The sequence below is a fragment of the Mesorhizobium ciceri biovar biserrulae WSM1271 genome, assembly GCF_000185905.1.
GTDB lineage: Bacteria > Pseudomonadota > Alphaproteobacteria > Rhizobiales > Rhizobiaceae > Mesorhizobium > Mesorhizobium ciceri.
Map to the genome: position 1 here is coordinate 3,373,734 of NC_014923.1, position 14,278 is coordinate 3,388,011.

At 63.0% G+C, this 14,278-nt stretch carries 13 protein-coding genes; 10 read left to right on the forward strand and 3 right to left on the reverse strand.

Annotated features, from left to right (window positions below; translation table 11 throughout):
• The first annotated feature begins 38 nt into the window (after positions 1-38).
• Positions 39-830, forward strand: coding sequence for a GGDEF domain-containing protein (locus MESCI_RS16265; RefSeq protein WP_013531037.1), 792 nt, complete (start codon positions 39-41; stop codon positions 828-830).
• Between the two features lie 217 nt (positions 831-1,047).
• Here the strand turns inward: MESCI_RS16265 and MESCI_RS16270 are convergent, their stop codons facing one another.
• On the reverse strand, positions 1,048-2,877 hold the full coding sequence (locus MESCI_RS16270) for an ATP-binding protein (protein WP_013531038.1): 1,830 nt from the start codon (positions 2,875-2,877) through the stop codon (positions 1,048-1,050).
• Positions 2,878-3,031: 154 nt separating this feature from the next.
• Here MESCI_RS16270 and MESCI_RS16275 point away from each other — a divergent pair, with 154 nt between their 5' ends.
• From MESCI_RS16275 to MESCI_RS16285, 3 genes are read left to right on the forward strand one after another with little or no spacing between them, the layout of a single operon-like run.
• On the forward strand, positions 3,032-3,595 hold the full coding sequence (locus tag MESCI_RS16275; protein WP_013531039.1) for an XRE family transcriptional regulator: 564 nt from the start codon (positions 3,032-3,034) through the stop codon (positions 3,593-3,595).
• A gap of 4 nt (positions 3,596-3,599) precedes the next feature.
• Positions 3,600-3,908, forward strand: a complete 309-nt coding sequence (locus tag MESCI_RS16280; protein ID WP_013531040.1) for a hypothetical protein — start codon at positions 3,600-3,602, stop codon at positions 3,906-3,908.
• Between the two features lie 44 nt (positions 3,909-3,952).
• Positions 3,953-4,480, forward strand: coding sequence for a GNAT family N-acetyltransferase (locus tag MESCI_RS16285; protein ID WP_013531041.1), 528 nt, complete (start codon positions 3,953-3,955; stop codon positions 4,478-4,480).
• A gap of 4 nt (positions 4,481-4,484) precedes the next feature.
• Here the strand turns inward: MESCI_RS16285 and MESCI_RS16290 are convergent, their stop codons facing one another.
• Positions 4,485-5,360, reverse strand: coding sequence for a LysR family transcriptional regulator (locus MESCI_RS16290; RefSeq protein WP_013531042.1), 876 nt, complete (start codon positions 5,358-5,360; stop codon positions 4,485-4,487).
• 121 nt (positions 5,361-5,481) lie between these two features.
• Between MESCI_RS16290 and tmpA the strand changes: the two genes are divergently transcribed.
• A complete protein-coding gene (gene tmpA / locus MESCI_RS16295; RefSeq protein WP_013531043.1) occupies positions 5,482-6,633 on the forward strand; it encodes a 2-trimethylaminoethylphosphonate dioxygenase in 1,152 nt (383 codons plus the stop codon).
• The gene (tmpB, locus tag MESCI_RS16300; protein WP_013531044.1) at positions 6,630-7,220 is read left to right on the forward strand and encodes a (R)-1-hydroxy-2-trimethylaminoethylphosphonate oxygenase; all 591 of its coding nucleotides are present in this window, start codon (positions 6,630-6,632) and stop codon (positions 7,218-7,220) included. The genes tmpA and tmpB overlap by 4 nt, the downstream gene beginning before the upstream one ends.
• 71 nt (positions 7,221-7,291) lie before the next feature.
• On the opposite strand, the gene MESCI_RS16305 is transcribed toward tmpB, so the two are convergent.
• Positions 7,292-9,094, reverse strand: a complete 1,803-nt coding sequence (locus MESCI_RS16305) for an NAD(P)/FAD-dependent oxidoreductase (protein ID WP_013531045.1) — start codon at positions 9,092-9,094, stop codon at positions 7,292-7,294.
• A gap of 420 nt (positions 9,095-9,514) precedes the next feature.
• Here MESCI_RS16305 and MESCI_RS16310 point away from each other — a divergent pair, with 420 nt between their 5' ends.
• The 4 genes from MESCI_RS16310 to MESCI_RS16325 all read left to right on the forward strand — a co-directional run bounded on the left by MESCI_RS16310 (position 9,515) and on the right by MESCI_RS16325 (position 14,093).
• Entirely contained in the window at positions 9,515-10,669 is a 1,155-nt protein-coding gene (locus tag MESCI_RS16310) for a DUF6600 domain-containing protein (RefSeq protein WP_013531046.1), read from the forward strand.
• Between the two features lie 257 nt (positions 10,670-10,926).
• A complete protein-coding gene (locus MESCI_RS16315) occupies positions 10,927-12,708 on the forward strand; it encodes an acetolactate synthase 3 large subunit (protein WP_013531047.1) in 1,782 nt (593 codons plus the stop codon).
• An 85-nt stretch (positions 12,709-12,793) separates the two neighbouring features.
• Positions 12,794-13,366 (forward strand): acetolactate synthase small subunit, encoded by a 573-nt coding sequence (gene ilvN / locus MESCI_RS16320; protein ID WP_013531048.1) that lies wholly within the window; start codon positions 12,794-12,796, stop codon positions 13,364-13,366.
• A gap of 130 nt (positions 13,367-13,496) precedes the next feature.
• Positions 13,497-14,093 carry a LysE family translocator gene (locus MESCI_RS16325; RefSeq protein WP_013531049.1) on the forward strand — a complete coding sequence of 199 codons (597 nt, stop codon included), beginning with the start codon at positions 13,497-13,499 and terminating at the stop codon, positions 14,091-14,093.
• Positions 14,094-14,278: the final 185 nt, after the last annotated feature.

A 14,278-nucleotide genomic window follows, 5' to 3' on the forward strand; every position in this document is an offset into this window, starting at 1 on the left:
GCCATAAGGTCGATGGGCACTTTTCCAACGGGGAGCAGATGCGTTTTCACAAGGCGGAATCAGCGTTTTTCGTCTTTATATTCGTGATCCTGGCCGCCGGCCTGGTGACGCTGCATGCTTATGGGCTTCTGCAGTCCTTCGCCGACGAGTTGCATACGGCTTCGGGTCTGGACAAGGTCATCTACCTTAACAAGCTCTTGTTCGCGACCGGCGTGCTCCTGGCCACCGCGCTGTTCTTCGGCATTTTCTTCATCTATCCGCTGATTCGAAAACAGGCGACGGAGGAGGGCAAGCTGCGCGCCATGACGGTCTCGCTCAGCGCGCGGTCGGAAACACTCGAGCATGCGGCGCTGACCGACGGCCTGACCGGCATGCAGAACCGGCGCTATTTCGATGATGCGCTGAAGGAGTATCTCGAGGAGTTCCGGCGCATCGAAAAGCCCGTCGGGCTGATGATCCTCGATCTCGACCATTTCAAGCAGGTCAACGACACCCACGGCCATGACGTCGGCGACGAAGTGCTCAAGGCCGTCGCAAGCTGTCTCAAGGATATGACGCGCTACCACGATGTGGTGGCGCGATTGGGCGGCGAGGAGTTCGCCGTGGTCACGCCCAACATGGACGCCGAGCTTCTGGGCAAGTTTGCCGAGCGCATCCGCAAGGCGATCGCCAACATGTCGGTGCTGTCGGGCAATGTCCGCCTCAAGATCACCACCAGCGTCGGGCTAGCCGTCTGGGACCGCAAGGAAACAGCGGAAGAGTTCTATCGCCGCGCCGACCGCCAGCTTTACGAGGCGAAGAGGCAAGGCCGCAACCGCGTCTGCGCCTAAAATCCCGTCCCTGAATTCGTGAGGCTGGCCGTCTGGCGCCGTTTTCTGTGCTTCCGATGCTCACGGACTCAAATGTCCGCTCCGCTTCGGTTCTCGAAAACAGCACCACCCGACTCGGCCTGACGAATTCCCTGACGGGATTTACCCAAGCGGTCCAGGCAGGGCGCGAGCTTAGCGCGGCTTCTCAATCGGCCGGCAGAACAGCCGGGTCGCAAGCTCAATCGTTTTGCGGGCGCAGGCCGAAGGTTGCGGGCTTGAGGCCGTAGCGCATGTCGAAATCGTCGTCCGATGGCGGGCGTGCGGCGGGTGGCTTGCGGTAGTCGGGGTCGCCGGCCTGGCGGCCTGAATCCACGACCTCGGCGAAGGCCATCGCCTGCTGCGTTGATTTCGGCACGTTGCGCAATCGTTCCACGATCGCCACCAGATCGACGTCGTCGCCCGGCTTCGACGTGGCCTCTTCGCGTTTGGCGGTGCCGGGAAGCAGGTGGCTCGGCAGTTTTTCGAACTTCAGCCGCATGGTCGTCGCCACGCCTTCGCCGAAGGCGATGGCTTCGCGCTGGCCCATCGAGGACAGGAAGGCAAGCGTCGAGGCGGAAGAGTCGGCTATCGCCGAGCGGATGATCGCCTGGTCCTGCTCATTGGCAAGCCGCATGGCGAAGAAGGTCGAGCATTGCGACAGGATGGTCGGGTCGAGCTCGCCCGGACGCTGGGTGACGACGCCGAGATAGCAGCCATATTTGCGGCCTTCCTTGGCAATGCGCGACAGCGCATGCCTGGTCGGCGCGAATCCGAGACGCGGGTCGGCCGGCATATAGCGGTGCGCCTCTTCGCACAAAAACAGAAGCTGCAGCTTGCCTTCGCTCCACAGAGCGAGATCGAAGGCCAGGCGCGCCAGCACCGAACAGACGGAATTGACCACTTCGGACGGCATGCCGGCCATCTCGAAGCAGGTCACGGGGCGGCCATGATGCGGCACGCGGAAGATGTTGCCGATCGTCTCGTGGATGGTGTCCTCGATCAGGCGCGAGTTGAACATGAAGCGATAACGTGGATCGGCCGCCGCCGATTCGATGCGCGTCTTCAGCGATTTGAGCGTCGGGCGATCGGTCTTGCTTTCGAGCATGCCCATGCGCTCATCGATCTGCTTGAGCAGGTCGGCGATGCGGTAAGGCACTGGCGTATCGGCGGTCAGCGCATCGCTGCCGCGCCTGATATAGGAGCCCGAATTCGGGTTGCGGTAGAGATTCTTGGCGGCCGGGATCAGGTCGCGCAAGGCATCGATTTCTTCCGGCTCGGTCTCGCGGCCCCGGAACAGCACCTCGGCGAATTCCTCCAGCGTGAACATCCAGAACGGAAGGTCCAAGGTTTTGGAATCGACCCTGACGCAGTATTCGGGCAGCGATGCCGCGAACTCGTTGTGCGGGTCGAGGATCAGGATGCGCAGATCCGGCCGTGCCGCGATCGACTTGCGCAGCAGCAGCGAAACGGCGGTGGATTTGCCGACGCCGGTCGTGCCGACAATGGCGAAGTGACGCGCCAGCGTATCGTCGATAGCGATGTTGGCGGCGATCGTCTCGTCCTGCGCGAGCGTGCCGATCGTGATCGAATGACGCCCGGCAAGGTCATAGACCGCCTGCAGGTCGCGGGTGCGGATGCGATGCGCAACGGCGCCGATATGCGGATAGGTGGTGATGCCGCGGTCGAAGACCGGTCTGGCGCCGGGCTCCGCACCGTCACGGACTTCGCCGATCAGTTCGATGCTGACCTCGATGGCGTTCTGGCCCTCATTGCTCCAGGCGCGGTCCGACTTGCCGATCGCGTAGACAAGGCCGACGGTTCGCGTCGATCCGAGATTGATGGAAATCATCTTCCCGACTGTCCACAGGCCGGTCACCGCGCCGTCGGCATCGTCCGCATAGGCGCTGATGGTGGCGCGAGCGCCGTCGCATTGCACGACATTGCCGAGGATGCGCTTGTCGTTCTGCTCGCTCTGGCGGCGCTCCTGCGAGGTCGGTTCCCCTACGGGGGCTTCGCGTTCGACATACATGGACAGGCCAATCCCCATTTCCCCGGAGAGTCGATCCTACCCGAATGGGGTTAAGGCCCGATGAGGTCGGATGGTGTAGAGAGCATTAAGGGGCCTGTGAAAATTGTCGCAAGGCGGCTCTTCTCCGGCGTCAATATTTCGCTATAATAGACATATGGATGATATAGCGAACGAAATTTCCTCGACGATAGGCCGCAGGATACACGCCGAAAGGGTCATGCGTGACTGGTCCCTGGCCGAACTGGCGGAGCATTCCGGCGTCTCGAAGGCGATGCTCAGCACGATCGAGCGAGGCAAGACCAGCCCGACGGCGGCGCTTCTGGTGCGCATCTCGTCGGCCTTCGGCATGACGCTGTCGACCTTGATCGCGCGCGCCGAGCTGCAGGGCGGCAGGCTGCTGCGCGAGGCCGACCAGCCGGTATGGCGCGATCCCGATACCGGCTATGTCAGGCGGCATCTTTCGCCGGCTGGCGATATGCCGCTGGAACTGATCAAGGTGCATCTGCCGGCGGGCGCCAGGGTCAGCTTTCCGGCTGCTTCATACGCCTTCATCAAGCAGCAGATATGGCTGATTTCCGGGCGGCTCGAATTCATCGAAGGCGATATGGCGCGCAAGCTCGAGCCCGGCGACTGCCTGGCGCTTGGGGCGCCGTCGGACTGCACCTTCCATGCCCTGGAGCCCGGCGCCGACTATCTGGTCGCCCTGGTCAGAGGCTGACACAATGGCAAAGAGACCAAAGCGCTCCCACAATGGGGGGCCGCCTCTCGATGAGTACAAGGGCCCGCCATGGGGCACGGGCGATCCCTATATTTTCCTGGCCTGGCAGGCAGCGCACGCCAAGGCGTGGAAGGCGCCGAGCCACGAGGTCATGCTGTTGCGCATGGACAGAGCCGAGCGGCTTGGCCTGACCTACGAGGAGTACACGCTCGAGATTCTCGAGCGCGGACGGCACCTCGGGCACGAAGATGCCGACCGCATCAGCGCCATCAAGGCGGCGCGAAAGCGTCGCCGCGCGCGCCATCTGGAGTGACGGCAATGCGCCCGCTTCTATCGCAATCACAGGATATCCCGCACATGAACTCGATCGAGATCGCAACCCTGACCCCGGCTGCCGAGACGCAGGACGGGCTGGCCGAATTGCTGGTCGCAACGGTGGCGGCAGGCGGTTCGGTCAGCTTCATGCATCCCTTGGCGCCGCAGGCGGCGAGGGGTTTCTGGGAGAAATCGCTGGCCGCGGCGGCAAGGGGCGAAAGAGCGGTGCTTGGCGCCTGGGACGGCAAAAACCTGGTCGGCACCGTGACCTTGCTGCTCGACTGTCCGCCCAACCAGCCGCACCGGGCCGAGATCGCCAAGCTGATGACACGCACAGACTACCGGGGCAGGGGCGTGGGAACGCGCCTGATGCGGGCCGCCGAGAGCCTTGCGGTGGAGAAGGGCCGCACGCTGCTGGTTCTGGACACGGCAACCGAGGAGGGCGCCTCAGGCCTCTATGAGCGGTTGGGCTTCACGCTGGCCGGTGAGATACCGGACTATGCACTGAAGCCGCATGGCGGGCTGACCGGCACGCTGATCTACTGGAAGCGGATCGGGCAAATCTCGTAACCAATCATGCCGGCGCGGAGAGGCGCGACAGCAACCACTGGCGGAAATCCTGCTCGGCGCCGGTCAGGCGCGCTGTCGACGCCTTGGTCAGAAAATGGCCCGATGTGCTGGAGAGTTCGAAGTCGGAAAGCCTGACCAGCGTCTTGCTATCGAGCGCCGCATCGACCAGCGGCCGCGAGCCCAAAAGCACGCCGGCGCCGGCCTTGGCCGCTTCCATGGCGGCAACGAAGCTGTCGAAGCGGTGCGATCGCCTGGGATGGCCGGCCAGCCTGGCGGCAGCGAACCATTCCGCCCACATCGCGCGCGCGCCGGCAACCAGAAGCAGCGGCAAGGAGGTCCAGTCTGCGTCGCCGACCAGACCCGGAGCCGCCACCGGCACAAGCCGCTCGGCGGTCAGCCTGTCGGCTTCGCGGCCGGGGAAGGATCCGTTGCCGAAACGGATATCGAGCACCGAGCCCGGCAGGTCGTAATCGGTAGGGCGATGGATCGTCACCAGGTCGAGCTGGATGCGCGGCAGTGCCTTCGCGAGATCGGGCAGCGCCGGAACCAGCATCAGCAAGGCAAAGGAAATCGGCGCCCGGATGGTCACGGTCTGGACGGCGCGCGGCTCGAACAGTTCCGCGGTGCTGTTGCCGATGGTGGCGAAGGCCGACTGGATGTGGGGGAGGTAGGCTGCCCCCTCCGGCGACAGGGCGACGCCGCGCGCCAGCCGCGAAAACAAACGTGTCTTCAGCCGCTCCTCGAGAAACCGGATGTGCTGGCTGACGGCCGCCTGGGTGAGGCCAAGCTCGGCTGCCGCAGCGGTGAAATTCGACAGCCGCGCCGCAGCCTCGAAACTGCGCAGCCAGTCGAGCGGCGGCAGGGGTGTGGTTCGAGACATTAGTATATCGTGGTCATTGCCCAAAATATGATAATTTGAATTATGCCTCTCGCGCGATCAACATGCAATCGAAACCCTGCGGGTCAGCTGCGGGGGACGCAATGGACAGGAACGGATCTCCATGCTCACCCAGGCGCTGATCGGCGACGAAGGTAGAACAATCGAACTTGGCTGGAAGGACGGGTCGCGCAGCCGCTTTCACGCCATGTGGCTGCGCGACAATGCGCTGGACGACAAGACGCGCAGCGCCGGCAATGGCCAACGGCTGATCACCATCCTCGACATTCCCGCCGACACCAGGATCGGCGCGGCATCGGTCAAGGGCGGTGCCCTGGAAGTCAGCTTCGTGCCGGAGCAGAAAACAGTGAGTTTCCCGGCGGCATGGCTGAGCGCCAACGCCTATGATCGTGACGCGGCCCGCCAGCCCGGCTGGACGGACGAGGCCACCGTGCGATGGACCAAGGCCTCGATGCAGAATTCGGTGCCGCGCGCCGGCTATGCTGCGGCCAGCCATGATCGCGCTGTGCTGGGGCAATGGCTGTCGGCGGTGAAAGCCTATGGCTTTGCGGTGATGGACGATCTGCCGGCCGAATCCGGAGCGCTGTGCAAGGTGTCCGATCTGTTCGGCTATATCAGGGAGACCAATTACGGCCGCTGGTTCGAAGTGCGCGCCGAGGTCAATCCGAGCAATCTCGCCTACACCAATCTCGGGCTCCAGGCGCATACCGACAATCCCTATCGCGACCCCGTGCCGACGCTGCAAATCCTGTCCTGCATCGAGAATACGGTTGAGGGCGGCGAATCCAGCGTCGTCGACGGGTTTGCCGTCGCGGCTGCGCTGCAGGCTGAGAACCCGGAAGGCTTCCGGCTGCTGAGCTCATGCCCGGCGCGCTTCGAATATGCCGGCTCTTCCGGTGTGCGGCTGCAGGCGAAGCGGCCGATGATCGAGCTCGGGCCCGATGGCGAGCTGATCTGCATCCGCTTCAACAACCGCTCGCTGGCGCCGACGGTCGACGTGCCCTTCGCCGACATGGAGGCGTACTACGCCGCCTACCGCCGGTTCGCCGAACTGATCGAGGATCCATCCTTCGAAGTGACGTTCAAGCTCGAAGCGGGGCAGGCTTTCATCGTCGACAACACGCGCGTCATGCACGCCCGCAAGGCGTTTTCCGGAACCGGCAAGCGCTGGCTGCAGGGCTGTTACGCCGACAAGGATGGCCTGCTGTCGACGCTCGCGTCGATAGAACACGGGTTCAAGGAGGCGGCGGAATGAGCAGCCAGGATTTGAACGCGGACAATATCGTCGAATTCATTGCCGACATCTTCGAGCGCCGGGGTGCGGAATCCTACCTCGGCGAACCCGTCACCATGTCGGAGCACATGCTGCAGGGCGCCTGGTTCGCCGAAAAGGACGGTGCGCCGGACGAGCTGGTGGCGGCGGCGCTGCTGCACGACATTGGCCATTACACCAGCGAGTTCGGCACCTATTCGCCCGAGGATGTCGAGGACAAGCATCATGACGAAGCCGGCGGCGAAGTGCTGGCGCCGTTCTTTCCACCTGTCATCGTCGAATGCGTCAGGCTGCATGTCGCCGCCAAGCGCTATCTCTGCGCCACCGATCCGACTTATTTCGGCAAGCTGTCGCAGGCCTCGGTGCATACGCTGTCGCTGCAGGGTGGGCCGATGAATGCCGAGGAGGTGGCCGAGTTCCGCAAGAACCCGTTCCATGAGGAAGCGGTCCGGGTCCGCATCTGGGACGAGAGCGGCAAGATTGCCAACATGAAGACGCGGACGTTTCGCGATTACGTGCCGCTGTTGCAGCGGGTGGTGACGCAATTCGCGGCGGGTAAGCCGGCGTAATTCCCTCAAAGGAAGGAGGCAGGGTGCAAGCCCTGCCTTCTTTCTTCCGGCTTCGCCGGAATCGCGCTCGCCTACCCCTTGTGATGCACCTGCTGCAGCCCGTAGACCGGCGTCGCCAAGCCGGCCTGCCTGGCCTTCAGCTGCAGCGCCAGGAATTGTGAATAGTGGCGTGACTGGTGCAGGTTGCCGCCGTGAAACCACAGCGCTTCCTGCTGTGTAGGCTTCCACATGTTGCGCAACTCGCCTTCCCAGGGGCCGGGATCCTTGGTGGTGTTCGAGCCGAGGCCCCAGCATTTGCCGACCTTGTCGGCGGTTTCGCGCGATATCAGATCGGCGGCCCAGCCGTTCATCGAGCCGTAGCCGGTGGCGTAGACGATGAGGTCCGCAGGCAGTTCCGACCCGTCGCTGAGCAGGACCGAGTGCTGCTTGATCTCTTCGACGTCGACGCCGCTCTTCAGCTTGATCGAACCATCGATGACCAACTGCGATGCGCCAACATCGATGTAATAGCCAGAGCCGCGCCTGAGGTACTTCATGAACAGGCCGGACTCGTCGTCGCCCCAGTCGAGCATGAAACCGGCCTTTTCCAGTCCCTTGTAGAATGCCGCATCGCGTTTCTTCATCTCGGCATAGGCCGGGATCTGGAACTCGTGCAGGATCTTGTAGGGCAGCGAAGCGAAGATGAGATCGGCCTTGGCGGTGGTGATGCCATTCTGCAGCGCCTGCTCCGAATAGAGCGAACCCAGTCCGATTTCCATCAACGTGTCGGACCTGGAGATATGGGTACTCGAGCGCTGCACCATGGTCACGTCGGAGCCGGCTTCCCAAAGTGCGGCAGCGATGTCATGGGCGGAATTGTTGGATCCGATGACAACGGCCTTTTTGCCGGCATAGGCGTCGGGACCCGGATGCTTCGACGAGTGGTGTTGGTCGCCCTTGAAGGTCTCCATGCCCTTGAATTTCGGCAGATTGGCTTTGCCGGACTGTCCGGTCGCCAGCACCAGCTGCTTCGGCTTCAGCGTGATGTCCTTGCCGTCACGGTGGACGACAACGGTCCATTCCTTCGTCTTGTCGTCATAGGAAGCGCTTTTGGCTTCGGTCGAGGACCAGTAGTTCAGCTCCATTACCTTGGTGTACATTTCCAGCCAGTCGCCGATCTTGTCCTTGGGCGAGAAGACCGGCCAGTTCTTGGGGAAATCGATATAGGGCAGATGGTCGTACCAGACCGGGTCATGCAGGCAGAGCGACTTGTAGCGCTTGCGCCAGCTGTCGCCGGCACGCTCGTTCTTCTCGATGATGATGGTCGGCACGCCAAGCTGCCGCAGCCGCGCGCCGAGCGCGATACCGCCCTGGCCGCCACCGATGATCACCGTATAGGGCTGCGTCTTGAAGCCGAGCTCGGCGGCTTCCCTCTCGCGCTCTTCCTTCCATGTCGGACGGTTCTTGCCCGAGCCGTGCCTGGCGCCCATCGGCCGCGCGAAGCCTGCCGGCTCCTCGTGGCCTTTCAGTTCGGCCATGGTGGTCAGCAGCGTCCAGATCTTGCCGTTCTTCAGCCTGATATGGCCGAAGCCGCGTGCCGCCTCCGTCTCGAAGCTGATCCAGCCCTCGATCAGTTCGCCGCTCTCGGTCGCGTCCTCGCCCTTGGCGATGGCGAAGTGCGATGGCCTGGTGTTCGACAACTGGCTTTTCAGCATGTCGCGGACCTGGTCGCGGCCTTCCATGGTCTTGATGTTCCAGGTGAAGGTAACGAGGTCGCGCCAGTAGCAATCTTCTTGAAAGCAATCGACCGCCTTCTCGATGTCATTGGCAGCAAGCGCGGCGCCGAATTGGTCGAGTACGTCAGACAGTTTCTTGCTAGAGGGCTTGTCGAGCATCAGGTTTCCTCCCGTGAAATCCAGATCGTCATGGTGATGGCTCCGACGGGCTTGCCGCCGGACGATCAAGTATCGTCAGAGATGGCGGCCCTCGTCACGCCCCACCATAGTTTCCAGCGGTTTCAATGGTTTATTCGCAAAATGGGATCACCCGGCGGTTTCGCAATCGCCCGGGCGCCGGAAACGAACGTCCCATTTGTGAATGCCGCGCCGGTCGCGCAAAGTTGATGGTCAAATGCCGCAATGCGGTCACCGGGGCCGATAACAACCGATCGGTGAGAAGCCGGGAAGCGGTGGCGGGCAGCAGGGCGGTTCCCGGGATTTTCTGGATGCGGAACTCTGGAGCCCGTTATGATTATCATATCCTTTTTCCAAGCGTCTTCACGCCACTCTCTCGGCCGGCGTGGACGTGCTGCAGCAATGGCCGCGGTCATGGCCTTGAGTGCGACGGTGACCGGCCCGCTGGTGCTGCCCGGAACACAGGCGCATGCGGCGGAAATTTCCGTCACCGTCCGCGAAAGGCTTTCGAACTATGGCGGATGGCGAACCTCCAGCCGCTTCGGCGATGTCTGGGTTCCCTCGGTGCATACCCAATGGCGGCCCTACACCGAAGGCAGGTGGGTCTGGACTGACAATGGCTGGTACTGGCAGTCCACCGAGCCATTCGGCGATGTCGTCTATCACTATGGCCGCTGGGCGTATGATCCCGATTTCGGCTGGGTGTGGATCGCCGGCGATCAATGGGCGCCAGCCTGGGTGGTCTGGCGTCAGGGCGGCAATGATGTCGGCTGGGCTCCGGCGCCGCCCGACGTCGGTGCCGCCTTCGACGACGCCTGGTGGTGTTTCGTGCCGGTGGCGGCGATCGGCGCGGTGGATCTGGTCAGGGTGGTGCGGCCGGTTCAGGAGAACGTCGTCATCGTGCGCAACACGACATTCATCAACCAGACGGTCGCGGTCAACAATGCGCCACGCGTGCGGCTTGGCAACCAGGTGGTTGCAATCAATGCCGGACCCCGGCTGCAGCAACTCCCGAAGCCAGTCATCGACTCGATCAAGGCGGCAAGACTGGTTCCTCCGCCCAAAGGCGTGTTTGCCAGTGCACGTCTCGATGCTTCCAGGGGCGCCGAAATCAAGAAGCTTGCCGGCAATGCAATGGGGAACGGGCAAATCGTGGCGGGCCCCAAGACTGCGATCGGCGGCAAGGCCATTTCCCCGGGCGCGGTGGCTGCCAGCAATCCAGCCGTCGTGAAGCCTGGCAACACTGTGCGCAAGCGGATGGTCGCCGGCAACGGCGCGAAGGCCGATGCGCTCAAGCTGCATGCCGACAGGACCGCGGGCGATGGACGTATCGTTGTCAAATCGTCGGCCAAACCGGGGTCGGCCAAGCCGGTCTCGGGGCAGCGTCCTGCACGCGGTGCCGGGCAACAGAAGCCGCATCAGCAGGCGATGGCAATGCACATGCCCCAGCACCATGGCCCGGCAAGGGTGGCACCTCACCATCCGCCAGCGAAGATGCAGGCGAGGAAGGTGTCCAACTGCGATCCGCGCGTTTCCCGCTGCAAGGCGCCGGGCTGATCGCCTCAATCGCGCCGGCACGCTGTGCGCGCCGGCGCGATTTTTCCCGTTGACAGGTCGCCTTGCCCGCCCTTAGTGTCCGCCACCATGAAAACAGCACTCATTCTCGTAGGAAAGCGCGTGGGCAAGGCGGTGTAACCGCCGGGCGAAAACCCCCCATGCGCAAGACACAGGCTCCCTCGGGGGCCTTTTTTATTGCCTGAAACACGACTAAACGACCAGCAAACGCCCAATGGCGACAGTACGGGACCAGACCGATGAGCAACGGACAGAACGAGCGGCGCGAGATGACGGGCGCCGAAATGGTGGTGCAGGCGCTGAAGGACAATGGCGTCCAGCATGTCTTCGGCTATCCCGGCGGCGCTGTCCTTCCGATCTATGACGAGATTTTTCAGCAAGACGAGGTCGAGCACATACTGGTGCGCCATGAGCAGGGCGCCGGCCATGCGGCGGAAGGCTATGCGCGCTCGACCGGCAAGGCCGGCGTGATGCTGGTGACCTCCGGCCCGGGCGCCACCAATGCGGTGACGCCGCTGCAGGACGCGTTGATGGATTCGATCCCGCTGGTCTGCCTGACCGGGCAGGTGCCGACCTCGCTGATCGGCTCGGACGCTTTTCAGGAATGCGATACGGTCGGCATCACGCGCCCCTGCACCAAGCACAACTGGCTGGTGAAGGACGTCAACGAGCTCGCCGCCACCATCCACGAGGCCTTTCATGTCGCGACCACCGGCCGTCCCGGTCCGGTCGTCGTCGACATCCCGAAGGATGTGCAGTTCGCCAAGGGATTCTATGTCCCGCCGCAGATCGCGCCACGCACCAGCTACCAGCCAAAGGTCCAGGGCGACCTGGAGAAGATCAAGGCGGCGGTCGAGTTGATGGCGGGCGCCAAGAAGCCGATCATCTACAGCGGCGGCGGCGTCATCAATTCCGGCCCGGAAGCGAGCCATCTGCTGCGCGAACTGGTCGATCTCACCGGTTTCCCGATCACCTCGACGCTGATGGGCCTCGGCGCCTATCCGGCATCAGGCAAGAACTGGATGGGCATGCTCGGCATGCACGGCACCTATGAAGCCAACATGGCCATGCATGATTGCGACGTGATGATCTGCATCGGTGCGCGCTTCGACGACCGCATCACCGGTCGGCTGACCGCCTTCTCGCCGAACTCGAAGAAGATCCACATCGACATCGATCCGTCGTCGATCAACAAGAACGTCCACACCGAGGTGCCGATCATCGGCGATGTCGGCCGGGTGCTGGAGGATATGGTGCGGCTGTGGCGGGCGAGCGCCAAGGCCGACAAGAAGGCGCTCTACCCCTGGTGGGAGCAGATCGCCAAATGGCGTGCGCGCGACTCGCTCGCCTACAAGATGAACAACGACGTGATCATGCCGCAATACGCCATCGAGCGGCTCTACGAACTGACCAAGGGCATGGACACCTACATCACCACCGAGGTCGGCCAGCACCAGATGTGGGCGGCGCAGCACTATCGTGTCGAGAAGCCGAACCGCTGGATGACGTCGGGCGGGCTGGGCACGATGGGTTATGGCCTGCCGGCAGCACTCGGCGTGCAGATCGCGCATCCCGACGCTTTGGTCATCGACATTGCCGGCGACGCCTCGGTGCAGATGACGATGCAGGAGATGAGCGCGGCGGTGCAGCACAATGCGCCGATCAAGATCTTCATCCTCAACAACCAGTATATGGGCATGGTGCGGCAGTGGCAGCAGTTGCTGCACGGCAACCGGCTGTCGCATTCCTATACCGAGGCGATGCCGGACTTCGTCAAGCTGGCCGAGGCCTATGGCGGCCACGGCATTCGCTGCGAAAAGCCGGACGAGCTGGACGACGCGATCAAGGAGATGATCTCGGTCAGGAAGCCGGTGCTGTTCGATTGCCGCGTGGCGACGCTCGCCAACTGCTTCCCGATGATCCCGTCGGGCAAGGCGCATAACGAGATGCTGTTGCCCGACGAGGCGACCGACGAGGCGGTGGCCAATGCCATCGACGCCAAGGGCAGGGAACTGGTGTAGCCGGCAGAACCAAGGCAGGGCTGTCGCGAGAAAGCCCTGCGCAAACAAAGAATTAGCTCAAGAGCTTGAAATCGAGATTCATGTCATGAACGCACAGCTACAACCGACCGGTTCGGCCTATTTTATCGCCAAGGAAACGGAAAAGCCGGAAAACCACACGCTTTCCGTGCTGGTCGACAATGAGCCGGGCGTGCTTGCCCGGGTCATCGGCCTATTTTCCGGGCGCGGCTACAACATCGAGAGCCTGACGGTCTCCGAGACCGAGCATGAAAAACACCTGTCGCGCATCACCATCGTGACGCGCGGCACGCCGCATGTGCTGGAGCAGATCAAGCACCAGCTGGAGCGCATCGTGCCGGTGCACCGCGTCGTCGACCTGACCGTGCGCTCGCATGAATCCGGCCAGGAGCGGCCGCTGGAGCGCGAACTGGCGCTGGTCAAGGTCGCCGGCATCGGCGAGGCCCGGGTCGAGGCGCTGCGGCTGGCCGATGCGTTCCGCGCCAGCGTCATCGACGCCAACACCGAGCATTTCATCTTCGAGATCACCGGCAAGGGCTCCAAGATCGATCAGTTCATCGCCATCATGAAGCCGCTCGGCCTGGTCGAAATCTGCCGCACCGGCGTGGCGGCGTTGAATCGCGGCCCGCAGGCGATGTAGTCCTTCGGTGCTGGCGCCGGTCGCGCCAGCCAGCTTCCACAGTGAGACTTCTGGCCCCGCTGTGGGCCGTCCGTGGGCCTTTGCGGGTTGCCGCGAAGAGACAACGATCCTGTTGTCGGGGAGGATATCCATGTCGCTTGACGCTTTCCTTGCCCTGCTTGTCTACGCCTTGGTGACCTCGATCACGCCGGGGCCGAACAATCTCATGCTTCTGGCATCGGGCGTGAATTTCGGCATCGTCAGAACCGTTCCGCACATGCTTGGCATCAGCATGGGTTTCCTCGTGCTGCTGCTTGCCGTCGGTCTTGGCCTTGGCGCTGTGTTGACGGCGTTTCCGGCGCTGCATACCGCGCTCAAGATCGCCGGCGGCGCCTATCTTCTGTACCTCGCCTGGAAGATCGCCATGTCGCGCACGCTGACCGGCAAGGGCGAGACGAAGGCGCGGCCGATGCGCTTCATCGAGGCGGCTGCATTCCAGTGGGTCAATCCCAAGGCGTGGGTGATGGCGATCACCGCCATGGCCGTCTATGCCAATGCCGAGCACCCGTTCCTGTCGGTGGTGTTGATCGCTGTGGCCTTCACCGTCGTCAATTTGCCGAGCGTCTCGGTGTGGGCTGGGTTCGGCACCGCGCTGCGCGGTTTCCTGTCGGACCCGGTACGGCTGAAATGGTTCAACATCGCCATGGGCGTGCTGCTGGCGGCGACGCTTTGGCCGATGCTCAAATAGGTCGAGACGCGCACATTCTGGTCGTCTCAGGCCGGAAGGCGATGGCTCGCAAGCCGTCGGATGGGGATTCAGCCCGTGTTGCACATCCATTGTGCAGTGCACATTAAATCTTCGTAATGCCGTGTTTTGGCCCTTTTCCGACAAAGGCGCGTCCTATCTATTCGGCGAAATCGCGGCAACGGGCC

What these genes read in the sequence shown, in the direction of transcription:
- MESCI_RS16265 (WP_013531037.1), top strand. Translation starts at nt 39, where the DNA reads ATGCGTTTTCACAAGGCGGAATCAGCGTTTTTCGTCTTTATATTCGTG.
- MESCI_RS16270 (WP_013531038.1), bottom strand. Translation starts at nt 2,877, where the DNA reads ATGTATGTCGAACGCGAAGCCCCCGTAGGGGAACCGACCTCGCAGGAG.
- MESCI_RS16275 (WP_013531039.1), top strand. Translation starts at nt 3,032, where the DNA reads ATGGATGATATAGCGAACGAAATTTCCTCGACGATAGGCCGCAGGATA.
- MESCI_RS16280 (WP_013531040.1), top strand. Translation starts at nt 3,600, where the DNA reads ATGGCAAAGAGACCAAAGCGCTCCCACAATGGGGGGCCGCCTCTCGAT.
- MESCI_RS16285 (WP_013531041.1), top strand. Translation starts at nt 3,953, where the DNA reads ATGAACTCGATCGAGATCGCAACCCTGACCCCGGCTGCCGAGACGCAG.
- MESCI_RS16290 (WP_013531042.1), bottom strand. Translation starts at nt 5,360, where the DNA reads ATGTCTCGAACCACACCCCTGCCGCCGCTCGACTGGCTGCGCAGTTTC.
- tmpA (WP_013531043.1), top strand. Translation starts at nt 5,482, where the DNA reads ATGCTCACCCAGGCGCTGATCGGCGACGAAGGTAGAACAATCGAACTT.
- tmpB (WP_013531044.1), top strand. Translation starts at nt 6,630, where the DNA reads ATGAGCAGCCAGGATTTGAACGCGGACAATATCGTCGAATTCATTGCC.
- MESCI_RS16305 (WP_013531045.1), bottom strand. Translation starts at nt 9,094, where the DNA reads ATGCTCGACAAGCCCTCTAGCAAGAAACTGTCTGACGTACTCGACCAA.
- MESCI_RS16310 (WP_013531046.1), top strand. Translation starts at nt 9,515, where the DNA reads ATGGCCGCGGTCATGGCCTTGAGTGCGACGGTGACCGGCCCGCTGGTG.
- MESCI_RS16315 (WP_013531047.1), top strand. Translation starts at nt 10,927, where the DNA reads ATGAGCAACGGACAGAACGAGCGGCGCGAGATGACGGGCGCCGAAATG.
- ilvN (WP_013531048.1), top strand. Translation starts at nt 12,794, where the DNA reads ATGAACGCACAGCTACAACCGACCGGTTCGGCCTATTTTATCGCCAAG.
- MESCI_RS16325 (WP_013531049.1), top strand. Translation starts at nt 13,497, where the DNA reads ATGTCGCTTGACGCTTTCCTTGCCCTGCTTGTCTACGCCTTGGTGACC.